The sequence below is a fragment of the Acrocarpospora pleiomorpha genome, from assembly GCF_009687885.1.
GTDB classification, from domain to species: domain Bacteria; phylum Actinomycetota; class Actinomycetes; order Streptosporangiales; family Streptosporangiaceae; genus Acrocarpospora; species Acrocarpospora pleiomorpha.
Genome location: NZ_BLAF01000039.1, coordinates 92,700 through 110,735, shown reverse-complemented (window position 1 = coordinate 110,735; position 18,036 = coordinate 92,700). Strand labels below are relative to the sequence as shown.

Below are 18,036 nucleotides of genomic sequence, written 5' to 3'. Positions count from 1 at the left end.
CTTGGTCTTGAGCTCACGGATGTCCACGATGGCCTCATACATCATCGTGTGGTACCGGGACACCTGCTCTCGGAGCTTCACGATCCGCTCGGCGGGCGAAGGATGCTGGAGGAAGGCCACCCACACGTCCCGCATCGGCTGCTCAGCACGGCTAAGTTCAAGCAGGCCCGTGAAGAGCTCCTCTTCGCTACCGGATGTGTATCCCCAGGGGCTGCCCGGCTCGCTACCCCAAGACCCTTTGAACAGTGCGACCAGGAAGTGACTTTCCTCAATGAGTTCGTTGATCGCCTCCTGAGGCCGTCGGGCAGTGCCTCGCACGCGCTCCCAACCGACGACTTCGTAGGTTACGTTGCTCTCGCCTCTGCGACGAGCGTTGTACTCGTCGACGCATGCGCGAACAACTTGGCGCTCGTCTGGGAGATCGCCGGGCGAGGCCAGAAAAATGCGGAGCGGCAGCGCGTCAGCCATGGTCCCGACAATATCCGTTGCATTCACGGGGCACTGGCGCTGTGCTGGTAAGGAGACCGGGTAGAGGAGATCCGCAGCCTGTAGACGGGAATTCCCGGCTGGATATGACTGGGGCCAGGTGGCTCCGAATCTCGTCGATACGAGCCATTCGCCGATCAAGCCGACGGCATGATCGGCGACTTCCGTGACGTCACGCTGGATGGGGAACGATCTCCAGGCTCATGGGGCCGTTGATCATGAACGACGGCATGCGGGCGGGCTGCTCCCCGGGGTGGGCGAGGGCGAGGTCCGGCAGGCGCTTGAACAGCGTGGTCAGGGCGACTTCCGCCTCCAGACGAGCGAGGTGCGCGCCGAGGCAGAAGTGGGGTCCATGGCCGAACGCGAGGTGCTCCTTGCTGGTTCGGGTGGGGTCGAAGTGGTCCGGGCGGTCCGGGTGGAGATCCGGATCGCGCCCGGCGGCGGCGAAGCCGATGATGATCGGGTCGCCCTTACTGATGATGACGCCCTCGCCGAGATCGATGTCCTCGATGGCGTAACGCAGCGGGAGGTGCATGACCGGGCCATCGGCACGCAGCGTCTCCTCGACGACGTCCTCCCAGCTGATGGTTCCCTCGCGGATCCGGGTGAGGTTCTCGGGGTGGGTGAGCAGGGACTGGACGGCGCTGGTGATGAGGTTGACGGCGGTTTCGTAGCCCGCGCCGATCGTGACGTAGAGGGTGGCGAGTAGCTCGGGTTCCGGCATCGGCTCCTCGTCGGGCTCGGACGGCAGGAGCAGGTCGCTGGTCAGGTCGGCGGCCGGATGCTCTCTCTTGTACCGCAGAAACTCGGTGAACTGATTGTGGAGTTCGGCCTGGGCGGCCAGCGCCTGCTCCGGGTCGGCCGTCCAATCCAGAGTGGCGTCGATCGCGGCGCCGAGCTTCTCGCGCAGGTGGTCCGGAACGCCGAACAGGTCGGTGATGACGGTCATGGTCAGCGGCAGTGCCAGGGCCTGCCGTACGTCGGCCGTAGCCCCAGGCGGCAGGACGGCGAGCTCCTCGACCAGGCGGTCCGCGGTCGCCTGGACGTGCGGACGTATCTGCTCGACCCGCCGCGGCGAGAACGACGGGGCGATGCGGCGCCGGGACCTACGGTGTTCCTCGCCGTAGGCGTTGAGGAAGCTCTGATTCAGCACGCCCGTGGCCAGCGGCCAGCCCTCGGGCACGTCGGCCAGACCGGGCCAGTGCCGGTGGGGATCACGCGAGACGCGCGGGTCACCGGTCAACGCCTGAATGACGCTGTGCCGGGTAACCGACCAGGCATAGACAGGCCCCGGAAGCTCGACGAGCACCGCCGGCCCCTGGGCGCGTAACGTGGCAGCCTCCGCGTGCATCGCACGGGCCATGGGATCGAGAACCGGACACCTGGGAGCGGACGAGGTCGACATATGGTGCTCTTCTCGCTGGAAAGTGCACGGAGGCTTCCGCCGACTCCGCGGCCCTCCGGTTCGGGCGGGAGCCAGATGGTAACGCCGCCGCACCATGGTATGGACTACTTGACCTAACCAGGCCAAAGCGGTAGGGCGTGAAGAGGCGGTCGAGCGCGCGGGAAGGGATCACGGGGGTGCGCGCCGACCTTGGCCGTTCGACAGCACGCGGGTTCTTTGTCCACTGCTGGATACCGCGTTATTCCACAGTCGGCTTTCGGCCTACACCGCCGAGTATCCAGACCTCCTCCGGAGTGATGTCGGTTTTGGTGTCGGGCCGCCATTCGGAAACGAACACCAGGCCGGGGTCGATGAGGTGTACGCCGTCAAAGAAGCGTTCGATTTGATCGCGCGAGCGGTGTGTGGCCGGATATTTGGTGTTCTTGTAGACGTCGCGGGCGCCACCAGCGTTGTCCGGCCTGGCGTCGGCGGTGGCGTGATTAATGACAAGGTAGCTACCCGGGGCCATAGCGTCGCGGAGGTGGGCGACGATCGCGTACGGGTCGGTTTCGTCGTCGATGAAGTGAAGGACGGCCACCAGCAGGATGGCCATTGGCTGGTCGAAGTCAATCTGCGCCCGGGTGTCGGGGTGGTTGAGGATGGCATCAGGGTCGCGCAGGTCCGCCGTGATCACGCTCGTGGTCTTGGATTCGGTGGTCTTCAAGGCGCGCGAGTGGGCCAGCACCTTCGGATCGTTATCGACGTAGACCACGCGTGCGTCTGGCGCCTCAGCTTGGGCGATCTCGTGGACGTTGCCTTGGGTGGGCAGGCCACTGCCGATGTCGAGGAATTGCCGGATGCCCGCGTCGCGGGCTAGGAATCGCACTGCACGTTGGATGAACCCACGGTTCTCCCGTGCCATGAGAATTACCTCGGGAGCCGCTGCGAGCACCTTGTTCGCGGCTCGGCGATCGGCTGCGGAATTGTCCTTGCCGCCCAAGTAGTAGTCGTACATGCCCGCAGCAGTGGGGACGGAGGGGTCGATGCCGCCCGACTGGACTGAGCTGTCCGTGGTCACCTGTTTCCGAATCCTTCCTCAAGAGCGTCCACATGGTTCGTCTGGATCCGACGTGAACTGGCCCCGCAAGTGAGCTACCGGGATATTGACAGCTGTTCCCCTGCGAGGTCCACACAGTCCCAGGCCAGTCCCAGGGGTTCACCGCGGCGAAGACCGAGCAGGATCAGCACGCAGCGGGCATACAGTGCGCGAAGCTCGCAGGGGCGGAAGCACGCTTACAGGGGATCTTGGCACGTCTGGGGTTCGATTCCCCAAGGCGGCTCCACCTTTGAACGGGCGTTCTTCCTTCGGAAGGACGCCCTTCGTCGTGTCTGGGTGATCTTTTGTGAGCTGAAGCGCGTGGATGTCACCAAGGGATGACGCCGTCGTCCTCGAAGAACGAACCGGTCGGGCCGTCGTCGGGCAGAGTGGCGAGCCGGATCACGGTGGCCGCACCCTGTTCGGGTGTGCGGGCTCCGTAGAAGCCGGTGAAGTCGGTCGCGACCAAGCCCGGGCAGGCGGCGTTGATCAGGATGTTCGTACCGGCGAACTGGCGGGCGTACTGCACGGTGACGGCGTTGAGGAACGACTTCGACGGCGAGTAGGCCGCCATGATGGGGCCGATCGCGATGTCCGGGTCGGCCTGCCGGGTCAGGGAGGCGACGCTGCTGGAGACGTTGACGATGCGTGGCGACGTCGAGCGCCGTAGCAGCGGCAGCATCGCATTGGTCACCCGGATGACGCCGATGACGTTGGTCTCCACGACTGTGCGGACCACGTCGAGGTCGAGCGTGGTCGGGTCCTGCACCCAGCCGGGGCCCATTTCTCCGGAGATGCCGGCGTTGTTGACCAGGACGTCCAGGCGTCCGGCCTGCCGGTCGACCAGGTTTGCGGCATCGGTGACACTCTGGGCGCCGGTCACGTCCAGCGGCACTGCGAACGCGTCCACGCCCCCGGCGCGCAGCTTTTCGACTGCGGTCTCGAGTCGGGCTTTGTCGCGGGCTCCCACGCCGACGCGGTAGCCGAGGGCGCCCAGTCCGGCCGCGATCGCGTAGCCGATTCCCTTGTTCGCGCCGGTCACCAGCGCGATCTTCGTTTCGCTCATGCCGTCGATGCTCGCCCGCGGACGAGCGCTGCGGCCAACACCGATACGGTGGCCTGTGATACCTGGCGGGTATCACAGCGTATGCTCTGAGCGTGGACGCCTTGGAGACCCGTGAGTTGAGGTACTTCGTGGCCGTCGCCGAGGAACTGCACTTCGGCCGTGCCGCCGAGCGCCTCGGGATGGCCCAGCCGCCGCTGTCCAGGGCGATCCAGCAGCTTGAGCGGCGCCTCGGCGTCTCCCTGCTGGAACGCAACCGCCGCGGCGTTTCCCTGACCAGTGCGGGAGAGGTGCTGTTGTACGAGGGCCGCGCGGCCCTCGACGCGACCGCTGCCGCCGTTCGACGTGCCCGTCGCGCCGGTGGCGCCGATAGTCCGGGTGGCCCCCGCGATCGCCTGGTGCTGGCCGTGAAAGCCGCCGGCTCTCACGAACTGCTGCAAAAGCTTCTCGACGCCTACGCGGCCGAGCTCGACGCCGCCGAGATCGAGGTGCTGCTGTGTGGTTTCTGCGAGCAGGAAGGCCTGCTGCGCGACGGCCGCGCTGACGTGGCGCTGATGCACACGCCGTTCAACTCCCTCGCCGGATTCGACAGCGAGGAACTGATGACCGAGGGGCAGGTCGCCATCCTGCCCGCCGCACACCCTCTCGCCGCGCGCGCGTCATTGTCACTGGCCGACGTCAGCGACGTCCCCGGTCTTCCACTCGCCCGCTGGCCCAGCTACGGCACCTACCCGCCCGGCCCGGGGCCCGAGATCCGCGACCAGACACAGCTGGCCCAGCTGATCGCCCTCGGACGCACCGTGGCCGTCCTCCCCGACTCTGCCCGCGCCTGGCTATGGGCCGAGCACACCGCCGTCCCCTTGACCGACGCGCCTCCCGTCGTCACCCACATCGCCTGGCCCGCGCACAGCCGCTCCCTCGCCCTCGCCGGACTGATCCGCACGGCCACCCGACTGTAGTGGGGCCAGGCGGATCGCCTGACCCCACGGTCGATCTGGCTAGCCGAGGTACTTCTCCCACGGACCCGTGATGGCCAAGGTGAGGCCGGGGTCCTGCATGTTGACGAAGAGCACCTTGCCGTCGGCGGTGAAGGTCGGTCCGCAGAACTCTGAGTCGTTGAGCTGGTTGCGGGCGATCGCGTACGTCGGGCCGCCTGGGATCGCGCTGAGCACGTGGGAGGCGCCCGAGCCGTCCTCGGCGAGCACGAGGCTTCCCCACGGGGTGACGGTCACATTGTCCGGGCCGTCGAAGGTGAGGTCGTTGTACTTGACCGGCGTACCCTCCTCCGACGCGGTCTGGTGCGGGAAGTACGTCACCAGCTGGATGGTCTGGGCCCGGTAGTTGTAGAACCAGACCATGCCGTCGTGCGGAGCCGCGTCAGCCGGGAGCTCACCTTCTTCCCACGCGTAGGAGTTGACCACGTACACGCCCTCGTCGGTGCCCCACACACCCTCGAACTTGCGTCCGCGAGTGACCTGGCCATCGGTGAACTGCTCGCGCACGGGCGTGGTCTGCGCGTCGCGCTCAGGCACCTCAATCCACCGTACGGGGAAGGGACGGCCCAGCTGAGCGGAGGTCAGGTAGGCGACGTCCGGCAGCACCGAGCCGTCGTCCATGATGATCTGCATCGCGGCGAGGACGCCGGCGTTCGGAGCGAGGCGGGTGAGCACGCCGGGGCCGAGCTTGACGCCGCGGGGGGCGGTCCAGCGGTAGAAGAGGCCGTTGGGCTCGTCGGCGTCCTCGGAGAGGTAGATCCTGGTGCGGTCCTTGTCGATCGCCAGGGCCTCGTGGGCGTAGCGGCCCAGGCACTTGATCGGCCTCGGGTCCGCGCTGCCGTCGGCCCAGACCTCGAAGACGTAGCCGTGATCCTTCTGGAAGACGCCGGACCGGCCGTCCTCCTCCCAGTCGTCTCCGGCCCGGTCCTCGGCCTCCTCGCAGGTCAGCCACGTCCCCCAAGGGGTGGGCCCGCCCGCGCAGTTGGAGATGGTGCCGGAGAGGGCGACGAACTCACCGCGGTTGCGGCCCGTGCGGTCAGTCCTGATCACGGTGCAACCGCCGGCGTCGACGGCGCCGGGATCGTAGACAGTGCCCTTGATGTGCGGTACGCCGAACTCGGCGCCCGGGTCGATCTCGTGGTTCTGGATCAGCGTGTAACGGTCGCGGCCGGCGTCGTAGACGGCCATGCCGTCGTGGTCGGATGGGGTCAGTCCTTGGCCGCCGTCGAGCCGGGTGACGCCGGTCCGGGTAACCACGGTGTAGCTGAAGCCCACAGGCAGGGCCAGGATGCCGTCGGGGTCGTCCACGAGCGGCGGGAAGGGCACGTGGTCGGCTCCAACCGGGCGGGGCCGGCCCGGGTGGGACTGGGCCAGGGACGGGATGCTACCGGCGACGGCAAGGCCTACGCCGGCGGCGCCGCCTGCGAGGAGGGTACGGCGAGAGGGAGACACGTAGGTTAGCTCCTGTTCAAGACGATTAGAGCGACTTTGCCGACACGGACCGACACCGACGCGTCATTTATGTGATGGATCGGCGATATCGGAGCAAAGAATGAGGGTTACTCACCGGTCAGGCGTTGGGTCGTTGAGTTAGCAGACGCAGTCGAGGACGCCCTCAGCGGTGCCGACTGGATGGCCGCTGGGCAGGAGCGAGTCTTCGTGTCCGTCTTTGCCGGCCAGGTAGATCGCGAAGCCCCACCGGTTGGCGTAGCTGACGCAACGGCGGTAGTTCGCGACGAAGGACGAAGAGAGATGCATGTTCCTGTGCGAAGCGCGCGCGAAATGATCAATTAGATTCACCACCCATGCCGACCATAGACGCAGGTCAAACCCCCTGACGGCCGCTCGGCGCAGGTGCGGCCGGTGGCGGTCACGAAACCGCGGTCAGGACCAGGCGGTCATCGGCCCCGTCCTCCGTCCTGCGGTCGCGTCCACGGCCCCGGCGTTGTTGTGTTCTGTCCAATCTGCTGATCAGAGGTTGTAGGCGGAGAAGACGGCATCGTGGTCGAGAAGATCGCGGCGGGCATGAGCGATATTGGCGCGTCCGGCCAGGTGGATCGTGCTGATCGCCAGGTTGCGGAAACTGGCTCGTGGCGCTGTATCGGTTCTGAGCTGGGAGTTGTCCTCGTTCACCCCAATCCTGGATGTCGCTGCCGCTGACCCTCGCCAGAGGAATTGTCGAATGTAGGTCGGATGTGGCCTTTCAGGCGTTTGATGTAGGCGGTGAACGTCCCGAGTGCCCCTTGTCGTCCGCTTCGCCGCGAGCCACTTTCCGCGTAGTCCCGGAAGAGGATTTTGCCCGCGTGCGGGTCGAGGTACTGGCCCTTGTTCTTGGCGGCCTCGATCTCGGCGCGGAAGGCTTCGGCAGCCGGAAGTTCTTGGCCTTCTGCTTGCCGTCCGGGTCGCGCCACATGACGCGGGGGTTTGCCGTTCTTGAGGTTGCCGAGCCGGATTCGCTTGATGGATGCCAAGAGTTGGTTCGCTCCTTTGTTTCGGGATGGAATGACGATGGCTCTCGCGGCGGGTTCCGCGAGGGCCATGCGCCGTGGCGTGGTTAGGCGGTGCGGTCTGGACGAGCCAGGCGCGCAGGTCGTCGACGTCGCAGCGGAGCTGCTGGCCGATCTTGCAGAAAGGCACGCCCCAGGCGCGCCACCGGTCGTACAGGCATGCGCAGGCAGGTTGCCACCTCGTCAAAGGTGAGCGGGGGTTCGGATTTGGGGTGGGTCAAACAGTTCTCCCATCGGTTGTGGTTTAGCTGGGTCTTCTTCGTATTCGGCGCCAGGCGGCCAACTTCTTCTCACTCTTCATTAGTTCGGCTACCATGGAGTTGTTGGGGGGGAGTATCCCTTCGCGACAGTCCCGTCAGCACGGCCTAGAGGGCCCGGGGCTGTTGGCCGCTGAGCTTCGCAACGGCGGGAGAGACCTCCGACAGTGTGTTCATCGCGAGTATGCGTGACCGCTGTCGGAGGTCTCTCCTGATCTATCCGACGTGCGGGCAGCGGAAGGGCCCGACCCGTGAGTGACTTCATCGAGGCGGCTGGTAACGCCGCCAGTGTCATTGCGTTAGTTATCAGCATTCCAAGCGCCGTAGTTTCATTCATTCAACTAAATAATGCAAGGAAGAAGCGCACCTCTGGTGATGATGACAAATCTCCGCATGGGGAGTGATCGCCAGGACGAGGTCTCCTTCGCCGAGGCGCGGGTGAATGAGTACGTGCGGGTCCAGCACTCCCCGATCTGGTTGGATCGGGCCCTGGTGGAGGGGAAGCCGACCAAGACGAGGATGCTGGCCGGGAGTTCCGCCCCGAGGGTGGGCAGGGCCGGCACGTTCCCCAGGAGCTGCGCCCGTTGCGGCAGATACGGCTGGTCTGGCTGGTCCGGGTCAGAGCAGCCCGTCGACCAGCGCCCCGACCACCTCGTCGGTGGGGCTGCAGATGCTCGGCCTCACCGCCGACGGGTCGCGGTTCGACGCGACGCTGATGGGCTGGTGGTCAACGAGTACGTGCGGGCGTAGCCCGACCTCGGACGGCGGGGATGGGGCTCAGCCGTACCAGCAAGCTCGTCACGCGACGGACCTCAAGAAAGCCAGCGTGCGGGAAAGTAGCAGCGCGGCGGCGTCCGGGTCGTAGGAAGGCAGCGTGCGGTCGGCGAAGTAGTGCTGGTCGCCGGGATAGAGGAACAGCTCGCCCTGCCCGGCCGACTCGACCACCTCCCGAGCGAAACCGATGTCGCCCTCGCCAACGAAAATGGGATCGGCGTCCATGCCATGCACCTGGACCGGCACGCCGTCCGGCCAGGCGTCGCCGAACTCCGAGAGCGGCACACAGGCGTAGTACAGCAGCGCGCCCCGCGCGCCCGATCGAGTCTGAGCCAGCTTCTGCGCACAAAGCACACCGACCGAGAAGCCGGCATAGACCAGGTCGGTGGGCAGGCTCTCGACCGCTCGGGTACCACGTTCGATCACCGCACCGAAGCCGACCTGCTGGACGTAACCCATCCCCTCGTCGATGCTGTCGAAGGTGTGGCTCTCGAAGAGGTCAGGCGTGTGGACGATGTGCCCGGCCTGGCGCAGTTCATCGGCGAACGCGGTGATGCCCGGCGTGAGCCCCAATATGTGATGAAACAGGACAATAGTCGCCATATCTCCCCGACCGCCACCGGCAACATGAATGATCCGTCAATGCAGCATATTCGGGTGTCCTCGATCAATACGGGCCTTCCTGACTACAAGCTGAGTCAGGCTCGCTACCCACCGGCCCTCTCGGCCGCGCACGGTTTAGCCCCGGTCATCATTGCGATGACCTGGGCTTTCTTCATTCCGGAGATCCTCCCCCGGCTCCGGCCGTTTCTGGAGATGATCTATCTCGGCTGATCATTCCCAATGTGTTCCCAGGCCATCGGGTCCGGCTTGCCATCGACGAGGCTCGTCTTCTACGGCGCCGGGCGATCCTGAGCCGGCAACCCCCGCATCCCAGCATGGAGTCGCATGGGATCGCAGATATTCATGAGGTGTTTGATGTCTGGTTCTGCGTTGGCGGGCTGCGGGGACTTCGCTCAGTCGGAGCGGTTGCTTCACCCGCACTACAAATTTCGGAGGTACTTGTGCCCAGCACAAGGTGGCCCGCACCGGCCCTCGCGGCCGCTGCGGTCATTGCCATGCTCGGCGTGACCGTCCCCGCAGCCGGCGCGGCGACGTCACACGATTCCAAACCCGATCTCGGCGTCCCCTGCTCGGCCGACGTGGGCCTGCGCGGCTTCACCGACAGCCTGGACAAGACGACGTTCGAGGGCACCCCCGTCGGGGGCTTGTCCGCTTTGGCGCTGCTCCGCGATGACCGCGCCCTGGCCCTCGTGGACAACACCGGCACCGTCCCCGCCCGCCTGTACGACATCGCCCTCACCACCGGCGGGAAGAAGCCCTTCTCGGCCGAGGTCCGCGACATGACGACGCTGCGGCGGCCGGACGGAGTTCCGTACACCGGCGCCGACTTCGACGGCGAGGGCCTCATCATCGAGCAACACGGCCACACCGTCCTGGCCAGCTCCGAGACCGAGCCGTCGATCCGGCGGTTCCGGCTCTCCGACGGCCGGCAGGTCGCCTCCTTCGACGTGCCGGCCAGGTTCCGGGTCACCCCGGCAGGCGAGGCGCAGGTCAACCAGACCTTCGAGTCGCTTACCGCCACCTCTGACGGCCGGGTGCTGTACGCCGGAATGGAAGGGCCGCTATCGGCCGACGGCCGCGACGCGGCGGGCTCAGGTCTGCAGCGGATCCTGCGGTATGAAGGCCAATCCGGCGGCACCTACACCCCGGCCGCCCAGTACGCCTACCGCACCGACCCCGGCCTCGGGCTGGTCGAACTGGTGGCGCTCGGCGACGACCAGCTCCTGGCGCTGGAGCGCGGCTTCACCGCGGGCGTGGGCAACACCGTGCGGGTGTACCGGGTCTCCGCCACCGGCGTGCCGGACGTCTCCGGCGTCGCCTCGCTGTCCACCCTGACCGACCCGCGCGCCTGGCTCGGCAAGCGCCTGCTGGCCGACCTCGTCAACTGCCCGCCGTCCGGGGCGACCGCCAAGCAGCCCCAGCCGAACCCGTTGCTGGACAACATCGAGGGCATGGCCCTCGGTGATCGGCTGGAGGACGACACCCGCATCCTCTACCTGATCTCCGACGACAACAACAGCGCGACGCAGATCACTCGGGTGTACGAGCTGAGCGTCCGGATTCCGGATGAGGCGCGGTTGAGGGACCGGGCGTTGCTGTCCGCGACCGACTACCAGCCCGGCCCCGTGTCCGGGACGCAGCTGCCGCCGACCACCGTCAACGGGATCACCCCGCCGTTCCCCGGCCAGCCGATCCCGGGCTTCTCTGCGGTGATCCCGGCCAACCGGGGCTCCAAGTCCGCCAACCGTCTGCTCGCCATGCCGGACAACGGGTTCGGGGCCAAGAACAACTCGGCCGACTTCCTGCTGCGGGCGTACGTCATCGAGCCGGACTACCGGAGCGGCGAGATCGACGTGCGCAGCCACATCAGCTTCCGCGACCCGGACCGTAAGGTGCCGTTCCCGATCGTGAACCAGGACACCCCTGACCGGCTGCTGACCGGGGCCGACTTCGACATCGAGTCGCTGGCCTGGGACGCGAACGGCACCCTGTGGATCGGTGAGGAGTTCGGGCCGTACCTGGTCAACACCGACCGTACCGGCAAGGTGCTGCGGGCGCCGATCCCGCTGCCGGACGGCACGAAGTCTCCCCAGTCGCCCGATCTGGCCCCGGGCGAAAGCCCCACCCTGCCGGGCAGCCGAGGGTTCGAGGCCATGGCCGCCAGCGAGGACGGCTGGACGCTGTACCCGATCCTGGAGGGTGCCAAGATCAACGATCCCGACCAGCGTCGGCGCGTGGTCTATGAGTTCGACGTCCGGGCCGGTGCCTACACCGGTCGTACCTGGTCCTTCCGGGTCGACGACCCGGGGCTCTTCGTCGGCGACGCGTCGGTGCTCGACGGCCGGCGGCTGCTGCTGATCGAGCGGGACAACAACATGGGCCCGAGCTCGCAGATCAAGCGTCTGGTCGTGACCGACCTCGACGCTGCGGGGCCGGACGGCGTGCTGCCCCGCCGCACCGCCGTGGACCTGCTGCGGATCGCCGACCCGAAGGGCGTGTCCACGCCGGCTCGGCCGAACGAGTACGGGGTCGGGGCACTGTTCTCCTTCCCGCTGCAGTCGGTTGAATCGGTGCTGCCGCTGTCGGGCGACCGGGTCGTGGTGGCCAACGACAACAACTTCCCCGGAAACGACGGACGCATCCCGGGCCGCGCCGACGACACCGAGGTGATCGTCATCGACGTGCCGGGCCTGCGCGACTGACGAATCCCTAACGCGCCACCCCCGTCGGGAGCCGGTACACCGGGCAATCCACCGACGGGGGTGAGCGTGACCAGGCGTCTTCAAGGCGGGTCGGCGCTGTCCACCCTGGCCGTTGCCTGCGGTCATGGGTCAGCATCCGGGGTACTTGTCCCACGGGAGGCGGCCACCGGTGAACTGGGTGGTGAAGTCCTCGGCGAGTTCGCTGATGGCGTCTCTGCCTTCCAGGCGGGACAGCCAGCGCTGAGGGAGGGCCGCGTCGCCGTACCGCGCGCCGAGGAGGTTGCCGCAGACGGAGCCGGTGGAGTCGCTGTCTCCGGAGTGGTTGACCGCCAGCAGCAGCGCCCGCTCGATGTCGTCGCCGCTCACCAGCGCACAGTAGACCCCGATCGCGAGGGCCTCCTCGGCCACCCATGCGCCGCCGATCGTCTCCACCGCCTCCGGCGATGGCTCCGCATCGCCGGCCAGGGCGACTGCGGCCTGGATCGCGGCGGTGGTCTCTTCATGCGCGGGCTGCCCGTCGAGCAGGCCAAGGGTGTTGTGTACGGCTTCCGCCAGCGGCCTGCCCTGGATCAGGAAGGAGATGATCGCCGCGAATGCCCCGGCAGCGAGGTAGCCGGTGGGGTGCCCGTGGGTGATCTGGGCACAGTCGGCGGCAAGCTTGAAGGCCATGTGCGGGTCGTCGGTGGCCAGTCCGAACGGGGCGGACCGCATGACGGTGCCGCACCCCTTGGAGCCGGGATTGACCGGCCCCGGCGCGCCGGGAGCAGCGATCGGGCCGGGGCCGGCGCGCAGGCCGGACAGGCAGGCGTTGCCGGGTGCGCGACGCGAGTAAAGCCACGTCTGCTCGCGGAGCCGGCCGGTGCGGACGAGATCGTCCGCAGGCGGCGGGGAGCGGTGCTCCTGGGTATCGAGCCAGCGCAGGTAGGCGTGGCGGACGACATCCACCTCACCGCCGCCGATGCCTCTCTCCCGTACCCGTACGTGGGCGCGGATCAGCCCTTCGACGGTGAACAGCGTCATCTGGGTGTCGTCGGTGATCAGACCGATCTCGCCGCGCCAGTCGGGAACGAGGTCGGCCAGCCCCGCCTCGCCATGGTTGCGGCGGATGGCGACAATCGAGTCGAACTCGACGGGCGCGCCGAGCGCGTCGCCGATTGCCCCGCCGAGCAGACAACCGCGCACCCTCGTCCGGAATGGAATGTCGCCCGGGTCGGCATAGCTCACCACAATGATCCCCTCTCGCACGGCTGGACCGACCGTAGCGACAGAAGGCGACATTTGCGATCCTCCGAGACCGGCTCGGGCCACGCCGTTTCGTACTGCTGAGCGTTATCCGGTGAACCTCTCCGGCCAGCCCTGGCAGGGCTGGCCGGCCGGGGCCACCCGCCGCCCGATTGGCCTGGCCGCCGCCAGGTCCGTGATGGTGGCTCTTCGTCGTCTGCCGCTGGCGAAAACCGGGTGACATTTCGTATCGCTTGTCGGAATGCTGGGGACGGGTGATGAGTTTTTGTCGGTGGTGCCAGGCATCCTTTGCATGGTCGCAACCTTCTTGTGAGACCCAAGGCTGGGACACCAGCAATGACGACGACGACCCCGATTGAGGTACCGTGCCCAGCCCACAGCTCGACCAGCTCGACCCACCCGCCAAGTCCGCGACCGCCGTTTCAGGTCGCACCCCGGCCGTGATCCGGCTGATGGTGCTCGCCACGTTCGTGGTCATTCTCAATGAAACGATCATGATCAACGCGATCCCGAGTCTGATGGGCGCGTTGCACATCGACGAGCAGACCGCGCAGTGGCTCTCGACCGCCTTCATGCTGACCATGGCCGCTGTCATCCCGATCACCGGGTGGTTCCTGCAGCGGGTGTCCACTCGCAGCGCGTACACCACCGCGATGGGTTTGTTCCTGCTCGGCACGGCGTTGGCCGCGGTCGCGCCGTCGTTCGAGGTGCTGCTGGGCGCGCGCATCATCCAGGCGTCCGGGACGGCGGTGATGATGCCGCTGCTGATGACCACGCTGATGCAGGTGGTGCCCGAGTCGGACCGGGGCCGGGTGATGGGCAACGTCACCCTGGCCATCTCGGTCGCGCCCGCCATGGGCCCGGCGGTCTCGGGGGTGATCCTCCAATTGGGGTCCTGGCGGCTGCTGTTCGTTGTGGTGCTTCCCATCGCTGCCGTGATCACATGGCGCGGGTTGAAGCAGCTCCAGAACGTCGGAGAGCCTAAGTTCAGCACTATCGACTGGTTGAGTGTGGTGACCGCGGCCGTCGGCTTCGGCGGCCTGGTCTACGGGCTCAGCCGGTTCAAGGGCGGTGATGTAGGTGTCCCCGTCGCGATCGTGGCGGCCGGTCTGGTCGCCATCGCCTTCTTCGTCGTCCGGCAGCTGTCGTTGCAGAAGCGCGGCGTGCCGCTGCTGGACCTGCGTACCCTGCGCTACCGCACCTACACGGTCTCGCTGATCCTGATGGCGATGGCCTTCATGGCGATGCTCGGCTCGATGGTCTTGCTGCCGCTGTACCTGCAGAACGTCCGCGGGCTCAACGCCCTGGAGACCGGGCTCCTCGTGATGCCGGGCGGCCTCGCGATGGGACTGCTCGGTCCGACCGTCGGCCGCCTGTTCGACCGGTTCGGCGGCCGGGTTCTGGTCATCCCCGGCGCGATCGGGATCACGCTCGCGCTCACCGGCTTCACCCAGGTCACGATGACCATGCCGTTCTGGCAGATCCTCGGTCTGCACGCGCTGCTGATGGTGGGTCTGGCCGCGACCTTCACCCCGGTGTTCACCATCGGGCTCGGAGCGGTTTCACCGCCGCTCTACTCCCACGCCAGCTCGATCCTGGGCACGCTGCAACAGGTCGCCGCGGCCATCGGCACCGCGCTCGTGATCACTGTGATGAGCGCGCGAGCCGATGCCCTCAGATCCACGGGAGCCACGGAGGCGCTCGCCAATCTCGACGGCATGCGGCTCGCCTTCATCATCGGCGCGGTGCTGTCCGTGGCCGTGATCATCACCGCCCTGCTCCTACCGGCCCGAGCGGACAACGCCGGCGGGATCGGGGGACACGGCCACTGAAACCCCAGGTGTTAAGCGATTGAGCCGCTCCAGCGGGTGGCGGCGGCTCGGTAGACCGAGTACGACTCACCGTCGAAGTACGACGAGACGCCGGTGTCGTAGCGATTGTCGCCATCTGTATCGGAAACGCTGATCGTGATGCCGTTGAGATAGCCGGTACGGCTGTCGCTCGTGTAATGGGTCAGCCATGAGGACCCGAGTGAGCCTTCACCGGTGAACGGGGAGTCCACGCCGATGGGCTGGTTCGCGGGGAGGCCCGTGACCTTCATCGCGAACGTCGACCCGGTCGACCGTTCGAGGGTGCCACCCGTGTAGGGCCGACTGCCGTCGGGGTTGGGGCCGGCGGGATAGCCGAAGACGTCGACCGTGGGTGCGGGCGGCTGGTTGAACGCGAGTCCCTGGCCGCCGACGTTGTCGGCGAGCCTCCCGACATTGGTCAGTACGTCCGGAGAAGAGAAGACGACACCGCTGTACACGTTGACGAAGGCGAAGTCGTGGTCGTAGTCCCGGATGTCGTCGAAGTCATAGTGAGCGATGGCCTGCTTCCCGACGTACAGGCCGAACGGGGTCATGCCCTCGGAGTAGCCGGGGGCGAAGACCCAGTTGGCGAGCGGGCCGGCCGGGGCCTCGGTGTCCAACAGGCAGTGAGCCGCTGTCGCGACGACGTTCCGGTAGGGCGACTGCACAGCCGTGCCGGTGCACCAGTGCGGCTGGAGGTCGCTGCCGATGAAGAACACCTTGCCCGAGGTCGTGGGCATACTCCCCTCCGGCTGGGCCGGCCCCTCCACTGGCGGGATAGAACCCGGAGGGCCGTCCGGAGCGATGTCCGTCGACAGGCGTTCCCCGCTGACCGCGGTCCGTACGGCGTATGGCGTGGCGTTCCTCAGGTTGGCGGCTCCGTCGGCGAGCCAGAACCTCGCGACCTGCTGTGCCACCGTCACCGTGGGAGCCAACGGGACCACCACCACACTCGCGGCCTGTGCCGGCTCGGTGACGACCGCGGAACCCAGCACGCTCAAGCCGACACCTAACGCGATCAGCGCACGCCTCAAGATCGATCTCCCATCCAGTCATGGGGCGGTCTCGGCGCCCCGTCAGCGGAGAGCCGGCCGATCAACCCGGCCGGCGATCAGCAAGATCGTAACCTTGGCCGGGCCTCTGGTCCTAGAAGTTTTAGATCACATGTTCGATACAGGGGCCTCGTGAACGGCGTGCGCCCCGAGAGCGCACGCCGTTCCAATCGAGCACGGAGGCACCGCGCGTCGTGGTTTCCGTCAGGGCTTGTGCTGGTCGATCCCGTAACCGTTGCACTGGCGGCCGCCGTTGATGCAGTGCTTCACCAGCTCGGCCTGCCGTCCGCCCTCCCACGCCTCCATGAAGTCGTAGTGGAAGGAGTAGCTCGCGCCGGAGGAGTAGGCGAGGCCGTCGGTCTTCCCGCCGGGGAGCTTGTAGGGGACCTTGATTTCCAGCATCGGCAGCGGGATCGGGAACGACGCCGGGCAGACGTTTTTCACGGGGTAGGCCATGTGGCTTTTGTGGTCGGCCGTGTCCAGGTCGCGGCCGTTCCAGCAGCTCGGAGCCTTCAGTCGGACGATCAGCGAACTGCCGGACGGGCAGGACTTCGGGAAGGTGTTGTAGGTATTGCCGCCGCAGGTCCAGTTGCCCTTGAAGTCCGCGGCGGAAGCCGTGCGCATGTCGCCCACGATCAGCCGGAAACCAGCGGGGAAAGGCTGGACTGTCCGGTAGTCCTTCACGCCCGACTTGTAGTACGTCGTCACGATTGTCGGGTCCACCACCTTGCCGTTCTGGAACAGCGTGGGGATCCAGTAGGCGGACTTGTCCTTAGTGTCCTGGCAACTCGACCCGCCTGCCAGCAGGGAGGACCTGGTCGAGTTGGCGTTCGTGGTCGTGTTCCCCGCGAAGGTGTGGTTGTGGGCCGCCCCCGGTAGGCCCGGATAGACGATCGGGTCGTCGGACAGGTGGTGAGTGACCTTGCAGTTGGCGTGGATCTCGCGGTACTGGGCGAACGGCGGCGGTCCGGAGAACGTCGGTGCCACGGTCGGCTTTCCCGTGGCGGCGGCGGAGGACGGAAGCAGGAACGGGTGCGCGGCCAGCAGCAGGCCCGAGGCGAGCACAGCCGTCCCGGCCGCCCGGCTCCATTGACGCCGCGACGCGGAGCTGGGGCGAACCGTGTGGTCTGACATCGATTTTCCTTCGCAGTGAGACGGCCGGGGGCGAGGCCCGCGTTCGGATCTGCCGGTGGAGTCACCAGGGGGCGAATCGCGTGGCGCGGGTCGAACGTTAGCCACCCAGACGCCTGTGGATTTAGGCAGAAAGTCCCGTACTAGGCGAGCGTCATGGCCCAATTCCCGGGCCGCCGCACGGACGTGTCAGGTGCGCGTGCCGCCGGTCCAGACCAGGACGGCCTCGGTCCTGCTGCTCACGTTGAGCTTGCCGAAAACGCTGTTGAGGTGGTTCTTCACGGTCTTCTCCGTCAGGCCCAGACGGATGGCGATGGACGCGTTGCTCAGCCCCTGGGCCAGAAGATTCAGCACCTCGCGCTCGCGCCTGGTGATCCCGAACCTCGTCTGTACGGCATGCCGCCGCTCGGCCCGTTCGCGTTGCTCCTGGTCACGCTCGGCCTGTCCCCGTACCAGCGAGGTCGCGACCGACGCGGCCACCGGCGAGAGCCAGCCCCGGCCCTCGGCGACGGCCAGCACGGCGCGCAGCAGCTCCGGCGGATCGAACTGGCCGTGCACCAGGTACCCGCGCACGCCGCCACGCAGCATCGACGCGATGAGGCTTTCGGTGTAGTCGCTGGTCAGCGCCAGCACCCTGGTGTACTGGCTCAGCTCGCTCACGACCGACAGCCCGTCGGCGATGGGCATGCGATGGTCCAGCAAGGTCACCGTGGGACGCAGCCGGCGGGCGACCGCGAGCCCTTCGTGCCCGTTGCTCGCCTCGCCCACCACCCGAACCCGGTCGTCGGCGCCCAGGAACGCGGACATGGCGGCGCGGACGATCGGGTTGTCGTCGACGATCAGAACGTCGATCACCTGGCTCACATCCATCAC

The 18,036-nt window shown here is 67.2% G+C and carries 19 protein-coding genes; 6 read left to right on the top strand and 13 right to left on the bottom strand.

The window, feature by feature from the left end:
* The 4 genes from Aple_RS30455 to Aple_RS30440 all read right to left on the bottom strand — a co-directional run.
* The coding region (locus Aple_RS30455; RefSeq protein WP_155348153.1) for a DUF4062 domain-containing protein at nucleotides 1-468 on the bottom strand (468 nt) is incomplete at its 3' end.
* Between the two features lie 190 nt (nucleotides 469-658).
* A complete protein-coding gene (locus tag Aple_RS30450) occupies nucleotides 659-1,837 on the bottom strand; it encodes a cytochrome P450 family protein (protein ID WP_218038569.1) in 1,179 nt (392 codons plus the stop codon).
* A gap of 292 nt (nucleotides 1,838-2,129) precedes the next feature.
* Nucleotides 2,130-2,948 carry an SAM-dependent methyltransferase gene (locus Aple_RS30445; RefSeq protein WP_246264881.1) on the bottom strand — a complete coding sequence of 273 codons (819 nt, stop codon included), beginning with the start codon at nucleotides 2,946-2,948 and terminating at the stop codon, nucleotides 2,130-2,132.
* A gap of 346 nt (nucleotides 2,949-3,294) precedes the next feature.
* Nucleotides 3,295-4,032 carry an SDR family oxidoreductase gene (locus Aple_RS30440; protein WP_155348151.1) on the bottom strand — a complete coding sequence of 246 codons (738 nt, stop codon included), beginning with the start codon at nucleotides 4,030-4,032 and terminating at the stop codon, nucleotides 3,295-3,297.
* Nucleotides 4,033-4,124: 92 nt separating this feature from the next.
* Between Aple_RS30440 and Aple_RS30435 the strand changes: the two genes are divergently transcribed.
* Nucleotides 4,125-4,988, top strand: a complete 864-nt coding sequence (locus tag Aple_RS30435) for a LysR family transcriptional regulator (RefSeq protein WP_155348150.1) — start codon at nucleotides 4,125-4,127, stop codon at nucleotides 4,986-4,988.
* Between the two features lie 39 nt (nucleotides 4,989-5,027).
* On the opposite strand, the gene Aple_RS30430 is transcribed toward Aple_RS30435, so the two are convergent.
* The 4 genes from Aple_RS30430 to Aple_RS30415 form a co-directional block, all read right to left on the bottom strand.
* Complete coding sequence (locus Aple_RS30430) at nucleotides 5,028-6,476, bottom strand: alkaline phosphatase PhoX (RefSeq protein ID WP_155348149.1); 1,449 nt, start codon at nucleotides 6,474-6,476, stop codon at nucleotides 5,028-5,030.
* Between the two features lie 138 nt (nucleotides 6,477-6,614).
* On the bottom strand, nucleotides 6,615-6,782 hold the full coding sequence (locus Aple_RS30425) for a hypothetical protein (protein WP_155348148.1): 168 nt from the start codon (nucleotides 6,780-6,782) through the stop codon (nucleotides 6,615-6,617).
* 213 nt (nucleotides 6,783-6,995) lie between these two features.
* A complete protein-coding gene (locus Aple_RS30420) occupies nucleotides 6,996-7,157 on the bottom strand; it encodes a hypothetical protein (RefSeq protein ID WP_155348147.1) in 162 nt (53 codons plus the stop codon).
* Nucleotides 7,154-7,495 (bottom strand): hypothetical protein, encoded by a 342-nt coding sequence (locus tag Aple_RS30415; RefSeq protein WP_155348146.1) that lies wholly within the window; start codon nucleotides 7,493-7,495, stop codon nucleotides 7,154-7,156. Before Aple_RS30415 ends, Aple_RS30420 begins: the two co-directional genes overlap by 4 nt.
* Nucleotides 7,496-8,039: 544 nt before the next feature.
* Here Aple_RS30415 and Aple_RS30410 point away from each other — a divergent pair.
* Entirely contained in the window at nucleotides 8,040-8,192 is a 153-nt protein-coding gene (locus Aple_RS30410; protein WP_155348145.1) for a hypothetical protein, read from the top strand.
* Nucleotides 8,182-8,538 carry a hypothetical protein gene (locus tag Aple_RS30405; protein ID WP_155348144.1) on the top strand — a complete coding sequence of 119 codons (357 nt, stop codon included), beginning with the start codon at nucleotides 8,182-8,184 and terminating at the stop codon, nucleotides 8,536-8,538. The genes Aple_RS30410 and Aple_RS30405 overlap by 11 nt, the downstream gene beginning before the upstream one ends.
* 48 nt (nucleotides 8,539-8,586) lie before the next feature.
* Here Aple_RS30405 and Aple_RS30400 read toward each other — a convergent pair whose 3' ends face one another.
* Complete coding sequence (locus Aple_RS30400; RefSeq protein ID WP_155348143.1) at nucleotides 8,587-9,165, bottom strand: dienelactone hydrolase family protein; 579 nt, start codon at nucleotides 9,163-9,165, stop codon at nucleotides 8,587-8,589.
* Nucleotides 9,166-9,204: 39 nt separating this feature from the next.
* Between Aple_RS30400 and Aple_RS30395 the strand changes: the two genes are divergently transcribed.
* Nucleotides 9,205-9,396 (top strand): hypothetical protein, encoded by a 192-nt coding sequence (locus tag Aple_RS30395; protein WP_155348142.1) that lies wholly within the window; start codon nucleotides 9,205-9,207, stop codon nucleotides 9,394-9,396.
* Nucleotides 9,397-9,689: 293 nt separating this feature from the next.
* Complete coding sequence (locus Aple_RS30390; protein WP_218038568.1) at nucleotides 9,690-11,888, top strand: esterase-like activity of phytase family protein; 2,199 nt, start codon at nucleotides 9,690-9,692, stop codon at nucleotides 11,886-11,888.
* A 129-nt stretch (nucleotides 11,889-12,017) separates the two neighbouring features.
* On the opposite strand, the gene Aple_RS30385 is transcribed toward Aple_RS30390, so the two are convergent.
* The gene (locus tag Aple_RS30385) at nucleotides 12,018-13,112 is read right to left on the bottom strand and encodes an ADP-ribosylglycohydrolase family protein (protein WP_246264880.1); all 1,095 of its coding nucleotides are present in this window, start codon (nucleotides 13,110-13,112) and stop codon (nucleotides 12,018-12,020) included.
* Between the two features lie 383 nt (nucleotides 13,113-13,495).
* On the opposite strand from Aple_RS30385, the gene Aple_RS30380 reads away from it, so the two are divergent.
* The gene (locus tag Aple_RS30380) at nucleotides 13,496-14,962 is read left to right on the top strand and encodes an MDR family MFS transporter (RefSeq protein WP_246264879.1); all 1,467 of its coding nucleotides are present in this window, start codon (nucleotides 13,496-13,498) and stop codon (nucleotides 14,960-14,962) included.
* 11 nt (nucleotides 14,963-14,973) lie between these two features.
* Here the strand turns inward: Aple_RS30380 and Aple_RS30375 are convergent, their stop codons facing one another.
* The 3 genes from Aple_RS30375 to Aple_RS30365 all read right to left on the bottom strand — a co-directional run bounded on the left by Aple_RS30375 (nucleotide 14,974) and on the right by Aple_RS30365 (nucleotide 18,033).
* Nucleotides 14,974-16,014: a trypsin-like serine peptidase gene (locus Aple_RS30375; RefSeq protein ID WP_155348140.1), complete on the bottom strand. Its 1,041-nt coding sequence runs from the start codon at nucleotides 16,012-16,014 to the stop codon at nucleotides 14,974-14,976.
* A 222-nt stretch (nucleotides 16,015-16,236) separates the two neighbouring features.
* The gene (locus Aple_RS30370; protein WP_155348139.1) at nucleotides 16,237-17,166 is read right to left on the bottom strand and encodes a DUF1996 domain-containing protein; all 930 of its coding nucleotides are present in this window, start codon (nucleotides 17,164-17,166) and stop codon (nucleotides 16,237-16,239) included.
* Nucleotides 17,167-17,352: 186 nt separating this feature from the next.
* Entirely contained in the window at nucleotides 17,353-18,033 is a 681-nt protein-coding gene (locus Aple_RS30365) for a LuxR C-terminal-related transcriptional regulator (protein ID WP_155348159.1), read from the bottom strand.
* Between the last annotated feature and the right edge of the window lie 3 nt (nucleotides 18,034-18,036).

What these genes read in the sequence shown, in the direction of transcription:
- Aple_RS30365 (WP_155348159.1), bottom strand. Translation starts at nt 18,033, where the DNA reads ATGGATGTGAGCCAGGTGATCGACGTTCTGATCGTCGACGACAACCCG.
- Aple_RS30405 (WP_155348144.1), top strand. Translation starts at nt 8,182, where the DNA reads ATGGGGAGTGATCGCCAGGACGAGGTCTCCTTCGCCGAGGCGCGGGTG.
- Aple_RS30395 (WP_155348142.1), top strand. Translation starts at nt 9,205, where the DNA reads ATGCAGCATATTCGGGTGTCCTCGATCAATACGGGCCTTCCTGACTAC.
- Aple_RS30425 (WP_155348148.1), bottom strand. Translation starts at nt 6,782, where the DNA reads ATGCATCTCTCTTCGTCCTTCGTCGCGAACTACCGCCGTTGCGTCAGC.
- Aple_RS30370 (WP_155348139.1), bottom strand. Translation starts at nt 17,166, where the DNA reads ATGTCAGACCACACGGTTCGCCCCAGCTCCGCGTCGCGGCGTCAATGG.
- Aple_RS30400 (WP_155348143.1), bottom strand. Translation starts at nt 9,165, where the DNA reads ATGGCGACTATTGTCCTGTTTCATCACATATTGGGGCTCACGCCGGGC.
- Aple_RS30450 (WP_218038569.1), bottom strand. Translation starts at nt 1,837, where the DNA reads ATGCACGCGGAGGCTGCCACGTTACGCGCCCAGGGGCCGGCGGTGCTC.
- Aple_RS30440 (WP_155348151.1), bottom strand. Translation starts at nt 4,032, where the DNA reads ATGAGCGAAACGAAGATCGCGCTGGTGACCGGCGCGAACAAGGGAATC.